The sequence below is a fragment of the Sphingomonas citri genome, assembly GCF_019429485.1.
Taxonomy (GTDB): domain Bacteria; phylum Pseudomonadota; class Alphaproteobacteria; order Sphingomonadales; family Sphingomonadaceae; genus Sphingomonas; species Sphingomonas citri.
Genome location: NZ_JAHXZN010000007.1, coordinates 149,886 through 164,119, shown reverse-complemented (window position 1 = coordinate 164,119; position 14,234 = coordinate 149,886). Strand labels below are relative to the sequence as shown.

Annotated in this window: 15 protein-coding genes; 8 read left to right on the top strand and 7 right to left on the bottom strand. The window is 73.1% G+C overall.

The window, feature by feature from the left end:
* Window positions 1–43 precede the first annotated feature (43 nt).
* Complete coding sequence (locus KZ820_RS17125) at window positions 44–1,066, bottom strand: ferritin-like domain-containing protein (protein ID WP_219749909.1); 1,023 nt, start codon at window positions 1,064–1,066, stop codon at window positions 44–46.
* A 132-nt stretch (window positions 1,067–1,198) separates the two neighbouring features.
* On the opposite strand from KZ820_RS17125, the gene KZ820_RS17120 reads away from it, so the two are divergent.
* From KZ820_RS17120 to KZ820_RS17110, 3 genes are all read left to right on the top strand, one after another.
* Entirely contained in the window at window positions 1,199–1,777 is a 579-nt protein-coding gene (locus tag KZ820_RS17120) for a sigma-70 family RNA polymerase sigma factor (protein WP_373369036.1), read from the top strand.
* A complete protein-coding gene (locus tag KZ820_RS17115) occupies window positions 1,767–2,471 on the top strand; it encodes an anti-sigma factor (protein ID WP_219749907.1) in 705 nt (234 codons plus the stop codon). The genes KZ820_RS17120 and KZ820_RS17115 overlap by 11 nt, the downstream gene beginning before the upstream one ends.
* 101 nt (window positions 2,472–2,572) lie before the next feature.
* On the top strand, window positions 2,573–4,009 hold the full coding sequence (locus tag KZ820_RS17110; RefSeq protein ID WP_219749905.1) for an NAD-dependent succinate-semialdehyde dehydrogenase: 1,437 nt from the start codon (window positions 2,573–2,575) through the stop codon (window positions 4,007–4,009).
* A 205-nt stretch (window positions 4,010–4,214) separates the two neighbouring features.
* Here KZ820_RS17110 and KZ820_RS17105 read toward each other — a convergent pair whose 3' ends face one another.
* From KZ820_RS17105 to KZ820_RS17095, 3 genes are all read right to left on the bottom strand, one after another.
* Window positions 4,215–5,099: a MipA/OmpV family protein gene (locus KZ820_RS17105; RefSeq protein WP_258048286.1), complete on the bottom strand. Its 885-nt coding sequence runs from the start codon at window positions 5,097–5,099 to the stop codon at window positions 4,215–4,217.
* 73 nt (window positions 5,100–5,172) lie between these two features.
* Entirely contained in the window at window positions 5,173–5,493 is a 321-nt protein-coding gene (locus tag KZ820_RS17100) for a DUF2141 domain-containing protein (protein ID WP_373369035.1), read from the bottom strand.
* The gene (locus KZ820_RS17095) at window positions 5,468–6,334 is read right to left on the bottom strand and encodes a sterol desaturase family protein (RefSeq protein WP_219749903.1); all 867 of its coding nucleotides are present in this window, start codon (window positions 6,332–6,334) and stop codon (window positions 5,468–5,470) included. Before KZ820_RS17095 ends, KZ820_RS17100 begins: the two co-directional genes overlap by 26 nt.
* Before the next feature lie 46 nt (window positions 6,335–6,380).
* Here KZ820_RS17095 and KZ820_RS17090 point away from each other — a divergent pair, with 46 nt between their 5' ends.
* Window positions 6,381–7,202, top strand: a complete 822-nt coding sequence (locus KZ820_RS17090) for an inositol monophosphatase family protein (protein WP_219749901.1) — start codon at window positions 6,381–6,383, stop codon at window positions 7,200–7,202.
* Window positions 7,203–7,320: 118 nt separating this feature from the next.
* On the opposite strand, the gene KZ820_RS17085 is transcribed toward KZ820_RS17090, so the two are convergent.
* Both KZ820_RS17085 and tsaD read right to left on the bottom strand, forming a co-directional pair.
* The gene (locus KZ820_RS17085) at window positions 7,321–8,298 is read right to left on the bottom strand and encodes an NAD(P)H-dependent glycerol-3-phosphate dehydrogenase (RefSeq protein WP_219749900.1); all 978 of its coding nucleotides are present in this window, start codon (window positions 8,296–8,298) and stop codon (window positions 7,321–7,323) included.
* Window positions 8,295–9,320: a tRNA (adenosine(37)-N6)-threonylcarbamoyltransferase complex transferase subunit TsaD gene (tsaD, locus tag KZ820_RS17080; RefSeq protein ID WP_219749898.1), complete on the bottom strand. Its 1,026-nt coding sequence runs from the start codon at window positions 9,318–9,320 to the stop codon at window positions 8,295–8,297. The genes KZ820_RS17085 and tsaD overlap by 4 nt, the downstream gene beginning before the upstream one ends.
* Window positions 9,321–9,469: 149 nt before the next feature.
* Between tsaD and hemC the strand changes: the two genes are divergently transcribed.
* Genes hemC through KZ820_RS17065 form a run of 3 tightly spaced genes read left to right on the top strand, consistent with a single transcriptional unit; the run spans window position 9,470 to window position 11,918 of the window.
* Complete coding sequence (hemC, locus tag KZ820_RS17075; protein ID WP_258048285.1) at window positions 9,470–10,372, top strand: hydroxymethylbilane synthase; 903 nt, start codon at window positions 9,470–9,472, stop codon at window positions 10,370–10,372.
* Window positions 10,373–10,378: 6 nt separating this feature from the next.
* Window positions 10,379–11,038, top strand: coding sequence for a uroporphyrinogen-III synthase (locus tag KZ820_RS17070; protein WP_219749896.1), 660 nt, complete (start codon window positions 10,379–10,381; stop codon window positions 11,036–11,038).
* A 43-nt stretch (window positions 11,039–11,081) separates the two neighbouring features.
* Entirely contained in the window at window positions 11,082–11,918 is an 837-nt protein-coding gene (locus KZ820_RS17065) for a mitofilin family membrane protein (protein WP_219749894.1), read from the top strand.
* A gap of 12 nt (window positions 11,919–11,930) precedes the next feature.
* Here the strand turns inward: KZ820_RS17065 and KZ820_RS17060 are convergent, their stop codons facing one another.
* Window positions 11,931–13,538, bottom strand: a complete 1,608-nt coding sequence (locus KZ820_RS17060) for a lysine--tRNA ligase (RefSeq protein ID WP_219749892.1) — start codon at window positions 13,536–13,538, stop codon at window positions 11,931–11,933.
* A 50-nt stretch (window positions 13,539–13,588) separates the two neighbouring features.
* Between KZ820_RS17060 and KZ820_RS17055 the strand changes: the two genes are divergently transcribed.
* On the top strand, window positions 13,589–14,116 hold the full coding sequence (locus KZ820_RS17055; RefSeq protein WP_219749890.1) for a sterol desaturase family protein: 528 nt from the start codon (window positions 13,589–13,591) through the stop codon (window positions 14,114–14,116).
* Window positions 14,117–14,234: the final 118 nt, after the last annotated feature.

Genomic DNA, 14,234 nt, shown 5'->3' with positions numbered 1-14,234 from the left:
GTCAGGGCGATACGGGAAAGGCGATCGGGGGCGCGCACGCGCCTCAGGCCGATGCCGCGCTCGTCTTGATGTTGCCGTTGACGCCGGCGGGGAAGAAGCCCCCGCTGCTCACCGCCGCGGCGTTGAGGTAGACGATGTTGAGCGTCTGCCCGGCCGTGCGGCTGTAGGCGATGCCGTTCTCGTTGAGCGGCACGATGTTCGACACGGTACCGTCGCTCGTCGTGGTCGGCGCGATGCCCTGGTCGTCCTCGGCCGCGATGCCGCGCACCGCGTCCGTGGTCGCGGTCTTGCCGTCGAGCGTGTCGCGCGCGTCGGAGATCGCCGTGGTCGCCTCGATCAGCCGGAGCGACGGTGTCGCCAGCCCCTTGCGGTACAGCACCGAGCGGATGATCGCGGCGTGATAGGCCTCCACCGCGAGGATGCCCGCCGCCGCCTCGACGAAGACCTTGTTGCTGATCAGCGGCGCCGCGCCCTTGTAGGCGGTGACGCCGACGTCCTCGAAGATGAACGCGCCGAGGAGGAAGTTCTCGTCGGAGGCGTAAGGGTCGAAGCTCTGCCCGGCCTGGATCAGCCCGGCGGCCCGGGCGGCCACGCTGAACGCGCTGGTGGGGCTGACGCTGAGGTCGATCGCGGGCTGCGCCGCGCGCGTGGTATCGCTGAACTGGCTGCGCAGGAAGCGCACGTGCGCCAGCTCGTCGGCCGCGATCTCGCGCGCATATTGCGCCACGAGCGGGTCCTGGAAGCTGACCGCGCGCCCGCCCGTCGCCGCCCCGGCGGTCCCGACGTTGCCACCGGTGTCGGCCGCGGCGAGCGCCGCGCCGGTCGCCGCGAACGAGTAGAAGTTCGCCTCGAGATACTCGAGGTTGAGCGCGAAGTTGAGCACGTCCGCCTCGGTGAAGGTGGCGGTGGGCGTCGGGCTGGGCGAGGTCTGCGCCTGCGCCGAGGCGGCGAGGGCGGTGGCCCCGATCGCGGCCGCGCCGGCGACATGGGTGAAGAAGTCGCGGCGCGACTCGCGGCGGCGCGCGCGCGCCTCGAGCGTCTCCATCGACGGCTGGCGATCCGGCATGACAGGCCCTTTCCTAGTTGTCCCGACGCGCCGTGCTTGCCACACTTCCTAACCGACGTCAGGTTACGGCAGATACGACGGAGCGACGCGAAGGATGCAGCGAGTGGCGGAATATTCGGGCGCTGCCAAGCCGTGACCGCGGCTCCCTCCGACGCGGCGGCGCGGCGCGCCGAGCTGGTGCGGGAGCTGCTCGCCGTGGCGATGGAGGACCGTGACGCCTTCCAGCGGCTGTATCGGCTCACCTCGGCGAAGCTGTTCGGCATCTGCCTGCGTATCTGCGGCGAGCGACAGGCCGCGGAGGACGTGTTGCAGGACGTCTATGTGCAAGTGTGGCGCCGCGCCGGCGGCTATGAGCCCGGCCGGGCGAGCCCGATCACCTGGCTGGCGACGATCGCGCGCCACCGCGCGATCGACTGGCGCCGCCGCCAGCACGCCACCGCGCCGCTGGCCGAGCCGGGCAGCGCGGCCGAACCCGTCGATCCGGCTCCGCGCGCCGAGGCCGCGCTGCTGGCGGAGGAGGAGCGCGCGCGGATCGCCGACTGTCTCGAGACGCTCGAGCCGAGGCCGCGCGACGCGGTGCGCACCGCTTTCTACGACGGCATCACCTACGCCGAGCTGGCGGCGCGCGACGGCACGCCGCTGGGCACCATGAAGAGCCTGATACGCCGCGCGCTGCTGCGGCTGCGCGAGTGCCTGTCCGATGACGCCTGACGACCAGGCCCTCGCCGCCGAGCTGGCGCTCGGCGTTCTCGACGGCGCCGAGCTGGCCGCGGCGCGCGCGCGGCTGGCGGGCGATCGCGCCTTCGCCGCCGAGGTGGCGCGCTGGGAGGAATGGCTCGCACCGCTCGCGCTGGCGTTCCCCGAGGCACCGCCGCCGCCCGACCTGGAGGCGCGCGTCCTCGCCGCGATCGACACGCCCGGCGCGGCGCCGCGCGCCGGCTGGCGCCGCTGGGGCGCGCTCGCGCTCGCCGGGCTCGCCGCCGCGGTGCTCGCGCTGGTGGTGGGGCCGTTGCGCGCCCCCCCGCCGCCGCCCGTGCCGGTGCCGGCGCGCCCGGCGCCGGCGCCGCTGCTCGCCGCGCTCACCGTTCCCGCCGGCGCCGAGGCACCCGGCCGCGCGCCGCTCGCCGCGGCGGTCGACCGCACCAGCGGCGAGGTGCGGATCGCCGCCGCGACCGTGCCGCGCGGCCGCAGCGCCGAGCTCTGGGCGATCGCCGAGGGCGGCGCACCGGTCGCGCTCGGACTGCTCGACGCGAGGCGCCCGACCCGGCTGGTGGTCGCGCAGGCGCAGCGCGTGCTGCTGCGCGCGGGCACGACGCTGGCGGTGTCGATCGAGCCGCCGGGCGGGTCGCCGGGCGCGGCACCGACCGGCCCCGTGGTCGCGGCCGGCGCGCTGGCGGAGGGATGAGCGGGGGCGTCAGACCGAGCCGCGCCCCCGACGAGATGGCCTGACCCGCGCGCGCGGCGACGCTATACGGCGCGCATCCTCTCACGCGGACGGAAGCGACCATGACCGACTCCCCCTACGACACCCCGCTCGGCCTCTATATCGCGGGCGAGTGGATCACCGCCGGGCGTGACACGCAGGAGGTGCTCAACCCCGCCGACGGCCGGGCGGTCGGCCACGTCCCGCTCGCCACCGCCGCCGACCTCGACCGCGCGCTGGAGGCGGCCGAGCGCGGCTTCCGCGCCTGGCGCTCGACCGCACCGCAGGAGCGCGCCGCGGTGCTGGCGCGTACCGCCGCGCTGGTGCGCGAGCGCGCCGACCAGCTCGCGCGGCTGGCCACGCTGGAGGAGGGCAAGCCCTTCGCCGAGGCCAAGGGCGAGGTGCTGGCGACGGCGGCGCTGCTCGACTTCCACGCCGGCGAGGCGGTGCGGATATACGGCCGCGTGCTGCCGCGGCCGACCGGCACGCGCTCGCTGGTGCTGCACCAGCCGGTCGGCCCGGTGGCGGCCTTCTGCGCGTGGAACTTCCCGGTGATGAACCCGGTGCGCAAGCTGTCGCCCGCGATCGCGGCGGGCTGCTCGGTGATCCTCAAGCCGAGCGAGGAGACCCCCGGCGCCGCGGTGGCGATCCTGCGCTGCTTCCAGGACGCGGGGCTGCCCGGCGACGTCGCGCAGCTCGTCTTCGGCGTGCCGGACGCGGTGTCGCGCCACCTGCTCGCCTCGCCGGTGACTCGCAAGCTGAGCTTCACCGGCTCGGTGCCTGTGGGCAAGCACCTGCTCAAGCTGGCCGCGGACACGGTGATGAAGAGCACGATGGAGCTCGGCGGGCACGGCCCGGTGCTGGTGTTCGACGACTGCGACCTCGAGCGCACGCTCGACACGTTGGTGGCGCACAAGTTCCGCAACGCCGGCCAGGTCTGCGTGGCGCCGACGCGCTTCCACGTCCAGCAGGGCATCTACGAGCGGTTCGCGCAGGGCTTCGCCGAGCGCACCAAGGCACTGAAGCTGGGCAACGGGCTCGACAAGGCGACGCAGATGGGGCCGATGGCCAACCAGCGCCGCCCCGAGGCGATCGCCGGGCTGGTCGAGCAGGCGGTCGGCGCCGGCGCCAAGCTGCTCACCGGCGGCGCGCGCGGCGAGGGCGAGGGCTTCTTCTTCACGCCGACGGTGCTGGCCGACGTGCCGCTGTCGAGCAGCGCGATGAACGAGGAGCCGTTCGGCCCGGTGGCGCTGATCGGCTCGTTCGCCAGCGCCGACGACGCGATCACCGAGGCCAATCGCCTGCCCTACGGCCTCGGCGCCTATTGCTTCACCGAGAACGGCCGCCTGCAGAACCGGCTCGGCGACGAGATCGAGGCAGGCATGGTCGCGATCAACACCGTCCGGCTGAGCTGGGGCGACGCGCCCTTCGGCGGCGTCAAGGACAGCGGCTTCGGCTCGGAGGACGGGCCCGAGGGGATCGCGGCGCACCTCGTCACCAAGGCGGTGCACATCGCCTGAGCGGTCTAGCGAACTGCCCACCTTGCCCTGAGCGACGGGAGGCGGGAGCGTCCACGCCCCCTCCCCCGTCATCCCGGCCTTGGGCCGGGATCCGACGCGCCCCGCGCACAGCAGACGTTGCCCTCGCGGAAGCTTGGATCCCGGCTCACGGCCGGGACGACGAGAGATTATGCCAGACGCACCTCGCGTGGAGCTCGGCGATTCCTCAGAAGGTGTAGCCGATCCCGAGCGCGGCGAGCCACTGGTTGCGCGAGCCCGCCACCGACACCACCGGCGTGTCGCCGAAATCGTTCAGCATGCGCTTGTAGGTCACCCCGCCGATCGCCTTCCAGCCGCGCAGCAGGTTGCCGGTGAGCGAATAGGTACCCGCGATCCCGACGGTGTAATGCTTCCACCCGCCGCGCGTGCGGTACTGCGGCAGGCCGCTCGCCGCCGACTGCGCCGCGTCGACGTCGAAATAGGTCCGCGCGAAGCCGCGCTCCACCTTCTCGGCCGAGGCGAACAGGCCCACGCCCGCCTTGAGGCTGAGCGGGGTGAAATAGTTGACCGACGGACTCCAGATGCCGCTGCGATGCACGCCGCTGACGTCGTGGCGGTAGCTCAGCGAGGCCGAGAGCTTGTCGTACGGGCTGGTGAGAACGCCGGTCTTGCCCAGACCGACATAGCCGCCGAGCTCGATCGCGGTATCGCGCTCGCCGAGCGCGCGGACGCGCGCGTCGTCGATCGACTTGTTGTTGCTGCGATTGAAGTTGACCACGCCGATCGGTCCGGCCTGCACGTCCCAGCTCGGCCCGCTCGGATTGGGGATGAGGTCGACGGAGGCGCGGTTGCCCAGCAGCGTGAACGAGAAATTGTGGAACGAGCCGATCGCCGCCGGGCCGGGGACGAGGCGATAGTCGTTCGATCCTTCGTAATCCGGCAGATAAGCGCCGGCGACCGCCACCGTGATCGTGTCGCCGACCACGCCCGGATCGGGGGTCGGGTTGGGCTCGGCCGGGACGCTCTGCGCCTGGGCAAGCGCCGCCGGCGCGGCGAGCAGCCCGCCGCCGGCGAGCACGGCGGCGAGGATCGCGTGAGAGAGGACGCGCAAGATGTTGAACCCCTGATGGTCTGATGTCGGGCGCGTAACTGATCGGGATCAGATTAGCTCCCGCACCGGATCGTCAGAGGATGTAGTGCATCTTCACCTGTTGCGCTTCTGCATCACTCGCCAGCGTGAAGCGCGCTGCCTTGAAGCGCGGCGGCCCGAAGCGGATCGCGGGATTGTTCGAGAAGCCGAAGCCTTCCTTCGGTATGCCGGCGAAGGTGTCGAGCTTGGCGTTGCCGTTCTCGTCGTGGATCACCGCCACCGCATAGTCACCGCGCGGCAGCGCCGCGAAGCGCAGGCTGTGTTGTCCCGCGGGGATCGAGCGGGTCACCGCGTCGCGGTCGTCGACGCAGCGCGGGAAGTTCGCCGGGTCAGCGGTGAGGCACACGCGGATCATGCCCTTCGCCGAGCGCATCTGCGCGATCGACACGTCGAGCGAGCCCACCGGCGCCGCGCTCACCAGCGGTGCCGCCACCAGCGCCGCGAGCAGCGCGCGCGCGCGCCTGCTGGTGCGAACGCGTGAAATCGCCGAGCCCGTCGTCCGTCCCGCAGAGACGGTCCCAGAAGCGGAAGTAGAGACCATAATTACACCCGTACCGCTCGTGATGCCGCTGATGATGGCTGGCGGTGATGAGCCAGCCGCCGAGGCGCCCCCCCCACATGAACTTCGGGAAGATTTCCCAACCCATATGGTTGGTTACCCCCATAACGGTCATGATCGTCAGCACCAGACCGAGCGCGGCGACATGGATCGGAATCACGAGCACCAGTAGCGGAATGGCAACAGCCCCGCTCACCGCCTCGATCGGGTGGAAGGCCATCGCCGCCCAGGCGGTCGGCGGGCGGCTGGCGTGGTGGACCGCGTGCGCCAGCTTGAACACGCGCGGGCGGTGCATCCAGCGGTGCGTCCAGTAGAACCAGGCGTCGTGCGCGACGAGGTACAGCAGCACCGAGACGGGCAGGTACCAGAGCGGATAAGCGTGGACGTCCTCGTAGATCCGAGTCCAGCCGTGCGCCTGCCAGCCCCAGGCGAGCACGCCCGCGGGCACGCCGTAGATCGCGGCGGAGGCGAGGCTCCAGCCGATCTCGCGCCGGATCTGCGGGTCGAGCCCGGCGTAGAGGTCGCGGTGGCGCCACCGCGTCGCCAGCGCGAAGCCGCCGCTGGCGAGCAGGTAGCGCACCCCGACGATGAGCGTCATCGCCAGCGCCGACAGCGAGATAGCCACGATCGCGTCCATGGCCGAGGCTTCTAGCCTAGCGCCGCCGCGCGCGATAGGCAGGGCCATGCCCGTCCGCCCCGATGACATCGCGCTCGCCCACCGCCTCGCCGACGCCGCCGGCGCGGTGATCCGGCCCTACTTCCGCCAGCCGGCCGGGCTGGAGCTCAAGGCCGACCGCTCGCCCGTCACGCGCGCCGACCGCGAGGCCGAGGAAGCGATGCGGCGGCTGCTCGACGCCGAGCGCTCGGGCGACGGCATCGTCGGCGAGGAACACGGCACCAAGGAGGGGGTCACCGGGCGGCAGTGGGTGCTCGATCCGATCGACGGCACGCGCAGCTTCACCGCGGGGCGCGCGATCTTCGGCACGCTGATCGCGCTGGTCGAGGACGGCTGGCCGATCCTCGGCATCATCGACCAGCCGGTGCAGCGCGAGCGCTGGATCGGTGTCACCGGCCGACCGACGCTGCTCAACGGCTCCCCCGCGCGCACCCGCGCCTGCGCCGCGCTGGAGGGGGCAATCGTCGCCACCACCAGCCCGCACCTCTTCGCCGAGGGCGACGTGCCGCACTATATGGCGCTGGTCGCGGCGGCGAGCGGCGGGGCGCCGCGGCAGGGGCCGGTCTATGGCGGCGACTGCTACAATTACGGGCTGCTGGCGAGCGGCCACCTCGACGTTGTCTGCGAATCAGGGCTGCAGCTCTACGATTTCGCCGCGCTGGTGCCGGTGGTGGAGGGCGCGGGCGGGCGAATGTGCGACTGGAACGGCGACCCGCTCACCAGCGCCAGTGCCGGGCACGTGCTCGCGATCGGCGATCCCGCGCGCACCGACGACGTGCTCGAGGCGCTGCACGGGGTGCAGGAGCATGAGCACGGGCACGATCACTAGAGTCGTCTTCGCGGGGCAGGGTGGAGCGACCTTCCGATCATCGTCCCCTGGAAGGGGAGGGTCGAGGAGCTTCCTTGATCAGGCCGCACCATGGCCCTCCGGAAGAGCAGCGCCCGCCTCACCCCTCGTCGCGGAGCGGCCGTGCCAGCAGCGCGTCGATCACCGCGCGCACCGGCGCGCCGTCGAGCAGCGCGCACACCGCCGCGGTGATCGGCATCTCCACCCCCGCCGCCGCCGCGGCCTCGCGCAGCACCGGCGCGGTATAGGCGCCCTCGGCCACGGTGCGGCGCTCGGCCAGCAGCGCCCGCGCCGGCTCGCCGCGACCGATCCCCGCGCCGAGCGAGAAGTTGCGCGAGGCGGTCGAGGAGCAGGTCAGCACCAGGTCGCCCAGCCCTGACAGGCCGGCGAGTGTCTCGGCGCGCGCGCCCTTGGCGAGGCCGAAGCGGGTCATCTCGGCGAAGCCGCGCGCGATCAGCGCGGCGCGGGCGTTCTGCCCCAGCCCCGCGCCCTCGACCACGCCGCAGGCGATCGCGAGCACGTTCTTCACCGCGCCGCCGATCTCGGCGCCGATCACGTCGGCGCTGGCATAGGGGCGGAATTGCGGCGCGGCGATGAGGTCGGCGACTCGCGCGCGCGCCGCGGTATCCTCGCCCGCCAGCGTCACCGCGGTGGGCAGCCCGCGGGCGACCTCGTGCGCGAAGGTCGGGCCCGACAGCACCAGCACCGGTGAGTCCGGATGCTCGGCGGCGGCGACCTCGCTCATCAGCAGGTGACTGCTCGCCTCGATCCCCTTTGAGGAGACCACCAGCGGCTGCGCGCGGGCGGGCAGCGCCGTCAGCACCGAGCGCATCGCCTGCGCCGGGGTGACCATGAGGTTGACCTCGGCCTCGGCCACCCAGGCGAGATCGGTCGTCGCGCTGATCCGCGGCGACAGCGCGGCGCCGGGCAGATAGGGGGCGTTCTCGTGGGTCGCGTTGATCGCCGCCACCAGCGCGGGGTCGCGCGCCCACAGCCGCACGTCATGGCCGTTGCTGGCCGCCACCTGCGCCAGCGCGGTGCCCCAGGCGCCCGCGCCGATCACGCCGACCGTGCTCACGCCTTCACCCCCGCACCGCGCACCTTCTCCGCGTCCCGGTCGAGCGGCCAGCGCGCGCGCGCGGCGACGTCGAGCGGGTCGGTCAGTCCGGCGGCGAGGCGCTCGGCGCCGGCCCAGGCGATCATCGCGGCATTGTCGGTGCACAGCCACGCCGGCGGCGCGACGAAGCGCAGTCCGCGCTCGCCCGCGAGGCGCTCCAGCGCCGCGCGCACCGCCCCGTTGGCGGCGACCCCGCCCGCCACCACCAGCGCGGTGGCCTCCGCGGCGCGATCCATCGCACGGCGGGTACGGTCGAGCAGGCAGTCGACCACCGCCGCCTGGAAGCTGGCCGCCACGTCCGCCGCGGGGTGGAGCGGCGCCATGCGGGCCACCGCGGCCTTCAGCCCGGCGAAGGAGAAATGCGGCTCGACCGAGCCCTTGAGCGGGCGTGGCAGCGGCACCGCGCGCGGGTCACCGTCGCGCGCCGCCGCCTCCACCGCCGGGCCGCCGGGGAAGCCGAGCCCGAGGATCTTGGCGGTCTTGTCGAAGGCCTCGCCCGCGGCGTCGTCGATCGTGGTGGCCAGCCGGCGATAGTGCGCCACGCCCTCGACCAGCAGCAGCTGGCAGTGCCCGCCCGAGACGAGCAGCAGCAGATAGGGGAAGCCGAGATCGGCGTCGGCGAGCCGCGGGCTCAGCGCGTGGCCCTCGAGATGGTTGACCGCGATCAGCGGCTTGCCCGCGGCATGCGCCAGCGCCTTGCCGGTGACGAGGCCGACCATCACGCCGCCGATCAGCCCCGGGCCGGCGGTGGCGGCGACCGCGTCGACGTCGGCGAGCGTCACCCCCGCGTCGGCCAGCGCGGCGGCGACGAGCGGCTCGAGCGCCTCGACGTGCGCGCGCGCCGCGATCTCGGGCACCACGCCGCCGAACGGCCGGTGCGCCGCCTCCTGCCCGGCGAGGCGATGCGCCAGCACCTGGCGGTCACCGGTGACGAGCGCGGCGGCGGTCTCGTCGCACGAGGATTCGAGCCCGAGGATCAGCATGCGCGCGCTCTAGCCGCTGCGCACGCCGTTGTCGAAGGTGCGATACCGACGACGTCGTATACCGCGGCTCGTCGCGATCCGCTTGTGAAGCCGGGCCGGGTTCCTCTAACGACCGCTTCTTCGAAGCTGCCGCCCGGATTACCGCTCCTTTGCCCCAAGTTTTCAAGCTCGGCACCCGCGGCTCGCCGCTGGCGCTCACCCAGGCGGGGATGGTGCGCGACGCGCTGCGCGCGGCGCACGGCTGGGACTCGATCGAGATCGTCGTGATCCGCACCACCGGCGACCGGGTGCAGGATCGCGCGCTCGCCGAGATCGGTGGCAAGGCGCTGTGGACGCGCGAGCTCGACCGCGCGCTGCTGGCCGGCGAGGTGGACGCCTGCGTCCACTCGATGAAGGACGTGGAGACGCTGCGCCCCGCCGCCATCGCCGTGGCGGCGATGCTGCCGCGCGCCGACGTGCGCGACCGGCTGATCGGCGCCGCCAGCGTGTCGGCGCTGCGCGAGGGCGCGTCGGTGGGTACCAGCAGCCCGCGCCGTGCCGCGCAGCTACGCCGGCTGCGTCCCGATCTGCGCCCCATGCTATTCCGCGGGAACGTCGACACAAGGCTGGGCAAGCTCGCCGCCGGCGAGGTCGACGCCACGCTGCTGGCGGCGGCGGGTCTCGATCGGCTCGGGCGCCACGACACCGGCACCGCGATCCCGCTCGACCAGATGCTACCCGCGCCGGCGCAGGGCGCGGTCGGCGTCGAGACCCGCGCCGAGGGCGCCGCGCATGACGCCGTCGCCGCGATCGACGACGCCGCGACGCACCGCGCGGTCGACGCCGAGCGCGCGCTGCTCGCCGCGCTCGCCGCCGACTGCCACTCGCCCGTCGCCGCGCTGGCGGTGCACGACGGCGACACGCTGCGGTTGCGCGCTGAGCTGCTCAGCCCCGACGGTGCCGAGCAGGTGTCGGGCGAGGCGCGCGGCGATGACCCGGTGGCGCTGGGCGCGCGGCTCGCCGCCGAGCTGCTCGGGCGCGCGCCGCCCGCGATCCGCGCCTTGTTCGGCTGAGCCGCGGTGCCGCGCACCGCCCTGGTGCTTCGCCCCGAACCGGGCAACGCGCACACGCGCGCCGCGCTCGCCGCGGCGGGGATCGAGGCGCGCGCGCTGCCGCTGTTCCAGGTCGAGTCGCGCGCCTGGGAGGTGCCCGACGTCCGCGACTATGACGCGCTGCTGATCACCAGCGCCAACGCGGTGCGTCACGCCGGCGCCGGACTGGCCCGACTCGCGACGCTGCCGGTGGTGGCGGTGGGCGCGGCGACCGCACGCGCAGCGCGAGCGGCGGGGCTCACGGTCGAGCTGGTCGGCAGCGGCGACGCGGCCGGCGCGGTGGCGCAGGCGCAAGCCTATCCGCGGCTGCTTCACCTCGCCGGCCGCGACCGCGCGGGCAAGCTCGCGCTGCCGGCCGTCACGGTCTACGCCAGCGTGGCGGTGACGCCGCCGGCCGAGGCGCTGGCTGCCGCGCTCGACGCGGTGGTGCTGCTTCACTCGCCGCGCGCGGCGGCCCGTTTCGCCGCGCTCGCCGCCGGGCTGCCGCGAGAACGGGTCCGCGTCGCCGCGCTGAGCGAGGCGGTGCTCGCCGCGGCGGGTGGCGGCTGGCAGACGGGCGCGGCGGCGCGCGCGCCGACCGACCTCGCTTTGGTGGAATGCGCCGCCGGGCTCGCGATTGACCCGTGAAGCGCGCGCGGAGATAAGGATGCTCGGCGGCGAGGATGCGCGAATGAGCGACGGGATGGACACGGCGCAGGGCGCGCAGCGATCGCGGATGGGGCCGGTGCTGGTGATCGCGGTGATCGCTTTCGCGATCGGGCTCGCGCTGATGGCCTATGCCTCGCGCAACGCGCCCGGCCTGTTCGGCCGCGCCGCCGCGCCGTCGGCTGCCCCTACCACGGCGCCGACCGTGGCGCCGATCACCCCCGATGTCGCGACGCTGGCGCTGCGCGAGGCCGCGCTCGCGGCGCAACTCGCCAACCTCGAGGCGCGCGCGGCACGGATCGACGGCGAGAGCGCGCAGGCGGAGAGCAATGCGGGGCGCGCCGAGGCGATCCTGATCACCTTCGCGGCGCGGCGCGCACTCGATCGCGGCGTCGGGCTCGGCTACCTCGAGGGCGAGCTGCGCCGCCGCTTCGGCGCCGCCTTCCCGCGCGAGGTCAACGGCGTGATCCGCGACTCGCGCGCGCCCGTGACGCTGGAGGACCTGCGCGAGGGGCTCACCGCCGCGGCGCCGACGCTGCTGGCGCAGAAGAGCGACTGGTGGGCCGGGATCGGCAGCGAGCTGCGCAGCCTGGTGGTGATCCACCGCGCGGGCACGCCCTCGCCGCTGCCCTCCGACCGGTTGGCGCGCGCGCGGCGCCAGCTCGGCACGGGCAACGTCGAGACCGCGCTGGCGGAGGTCGAGCGGCTGCCCGGCGCGGCCGAGGCGAGCAACTGGATCGCGGCGGCGCGGCGCTACGTCGAGGCGCGCGCCGCGCTCGACACGCTCGAGTCGGCCGCGATCACGGGCGCGGCCACCGCCGCCGCGGGCGCGGCGCGGGCGGAGGCGGCGCCGGGAGAGTAGCTCAGGCCTGCCTTACCCCAGCGCCAGTGCCTCGGCGATCAGCCGGCGGCTGTTCTCCACGCCGTACAGGGCGATGAAGCTGCCCATCCGCGGCCCCTGGCTGGTCCCGAGCAGCGTCTCGTACAGCGCCTTGAACCAGTCACGCAGCTCGGCGAAGCCGCCCGCCTCGCCGAACGAGGCCTTGCCGATCTCATAGACGATGTTCTGTATGTCCTCGGCGCTTGCCGCCGCCGGCAGCGCGGCGAGCGCGGCGTCGAGCCGCTGAAGCGCGGGCACCTCGACCCCGACGGGCGCGCGGCGGTGGAGCGTCGGCGCCACGAAGTCGCGCGCATAGGCCAAAGCATGGCCGATCAGCCGGTCGAGCGCGGGATAGGTCGCGGGCGAGGCGTCGGGCACGTAGTTGGCGAGATAGCCCCACACCTGCTCGCGCGTCGCGTCGCCCCCCATCACGCCGACGAGGTTGAGCAGCAGCCCGAAGGTGATCGGAAGCGTCTCCTCGGGCACCTTCCCGTCGTGGATATGATGCACCGGGTTGCCGAGCCGCTGCGCGATCGGCTGCGTGGGGTAGTTGCCGCGGAACTGCCAGTAATCGTCGACCGCGCGCGGGATCACGCCGAAGTGCAGCGCCTTGGCCTTCTTGGGCTCGCGATAGGCGAAGAAGGCGAGGCTCTCCTCCGGCCCGTAGGTGAGCCACTGGTCGAGGCTGAGCCCATTGCCCTTCGACTTGGAGATCTTCTCGCCCTTCTCGTCGAGGAACATCTCGTAGTTGAAGCCCTCGGGCGGGCGGCCGCCCAGCACGCGCGCGATCTTGGACGATTGCACCACCGAGTCGATCAGGTCCTTGCCCGCCATCTCGTAGTCGACGCCGAGCGCGACCCAGCGCATCGCCCAGTCGACCTTCCATTGCAGCTTGGCCTGGCCGCCCAGCGCCGACTGGACGATCCGCTCGCCGCTCGCGTCGGTGAAGGCGATCGTCCCTGCCGCGGCGTCGATCACCTCGACCGGCACCTGCAGCACCACGCCGGTGGTGGGGCTGACCGGCAGCACGGGCGAATAGGTGGCGCGGCGCTCGGCACGGAGCGTCGGCAGCATCACGTCCATGATGCCCTGGTAGTGGCGCAGTACGCCCTTGAGCGCCTCGTCGAAGCGCCCGCCGGTGTAATAGTCGGTCGACGACACGAACTCGTACTCGAACCCGAACCGGTCGAGGAACTGCCGCAGCATCGCGTTGTTGTGCGCGGCGAAGCTGTCGAACTTGCCGAACGGGTCGGGAATGCGCGTCAGCGGCTTGCCGAGATGCTCGGCCAGCATCGCGCCGTTGGGCACGTTGTCGGGCACCTTGCGCAGCCCGTCCATGTCGTCGCTGAACGCGATCAGCCGCGTCTTCTGGTCGGACAGCGCGTGGAAGGCGTTGCGCACCATCGTCGTGCGCAGCACCTCGTTGAACGTGCCGATATGCGGCAGCCCCGAGGGGCCATAGCCGGTCTCGAACAGGATCGGGTCGCCGCCTGGCTTGCCGTCGGGCCAGCGCTTGAGCAGCTTGCGCGCCTCCTCAAACGGCCAGGCCTTGGACTCGAGGGCGGCGGACGCGAGCGCGTCTGGGCGAAGATCGTCGGTCATGGTGCGCTGCGACGTAGCGAGACGCGCGTGCCATGGCTATATCGTCGCGCATGTCCTGGTGGGCCGCCCTTCTCTTGTTCCTCGTCACCGTCGCGCTGATGGAAGGCTTCGCCTATGTGATGCACCGCTGGGTGATGCACGGGCCGGGATGGTTCCTGCATGCCAGCCACCATCGCGCGCGCCCCGGCAACTGGGAGCTCAACGACCTCTACGCCGCGATCTTCGCGGTGCCGTCGTTCGTGATGATCCTGGGCGGGGTGCAGCTCGGCTGGTGGCCGGGCTTCACCTGGATCGGCGCGGGGATCGCGGCCTATGGCGCGATCTACTTCGGCTTTCACGACGTGATCGTGCACAAAAGGCTGCCGACGCGATACCTGCCCAAGTCGGCTTACATGAAGCGCATCATTCAGGCGCACCGGCTGCACCACGTGGTCGAGACCAAGCATGGGACGGTCAGCTTCGGCTTCCTCGTCGCGCCCCGCCCCGAGTCGCTCAAGGCCGAGCTCAAGCGCCGCGGCCGCGCCGGGGTGCGGCGCTCGACCGGTGCCGAGCTGGTGTCCGACCCGGCCGAACGCTGAGGCGGACCGGCCGGCGCGACGCGCATCGGTCGCAAACGATCGCACTCACAAGCCGCACAACAGGTCTCGACAAAGAAAACTACCGCGCGGTACAAAAAAGCCGGTTGACCCACGTCAG

Excerpts from the sequence above, each read along its gene's own strand:
- KZ820_RS17065 (WP_219749894.1), top strand. The coding sequence starts at position 11,082 with ATGAGCGACGGGATGGACACGGCGCAGGGCGCGCAGCGATCGCGGATG.
- KZ820_RS17090 (WP_219749901.1), top strand. The coding sequence starts at position 6,381 with ATGCCCGTCCGCCCCGATGACATCGCGCTCGCCCACCGCCTCGCCGAC.
- KZ820_RS17110 (WP_219749905.1), top strand. The coding sequence starts at position 2,573 with ATGACCGACTCCCCCTACGACACCCCGCTCGGCCTCTATATCGCGGGC.
- KZ820_RS17100 (WP_373369035.1), bottom strand. The coding sequence starts at position 5,493 with ATGATCCGCGTGTGCCTCACCGCTGACCCGGCGAACTTCCCGCGCTGC.
- KZ820_RS17125 (WP_219749909.1), bottom strand. The coding sequence starts at position 1,066 with ATGCCGGATCGCCAGCCGTCGATGGAGACGCTCGAGGCGCGCGCGCGC.
- KZ820_RS17060 (WP_219749892.1), bottom strand. The coding sequence starts at position 13,538 with ATGACCGACGATCTTCGCCCAGACGCGCTCGCGTCCGCCGCCCTCGAG.
- KZ820_RS17055 (WP_219749890.1), top strand. The coding sequence starts at position 13,589 with ATGTCCTGGTGGGCCGCCCTTCTCTTGTTCCTCGTCACCGTCGCGCTG.
- KZ820_RS17095 (WP_219749903.1), bottom strand. The coding sequence starts at position 6,334 with ATGGACGCGATCGTGGCTATCTCGCTGTCGGCGCTGGCGATGACGCTC.
- KZ820_RS17115 (WP_219749907.1), top strand. The coding sequence starts at position 1,767 with ATGACGCCTGACGACCAGGCCCTCGCCGCCGAGCTGGCGCTCGGCGTT.
- tsaD (WP_219749898.1), bottom strand. The coding sequence starts at position 9,320 with ATGCTGATCCTCGGGCTCGAATCCTCGTGCGACGAGACCGCCGCCGCG.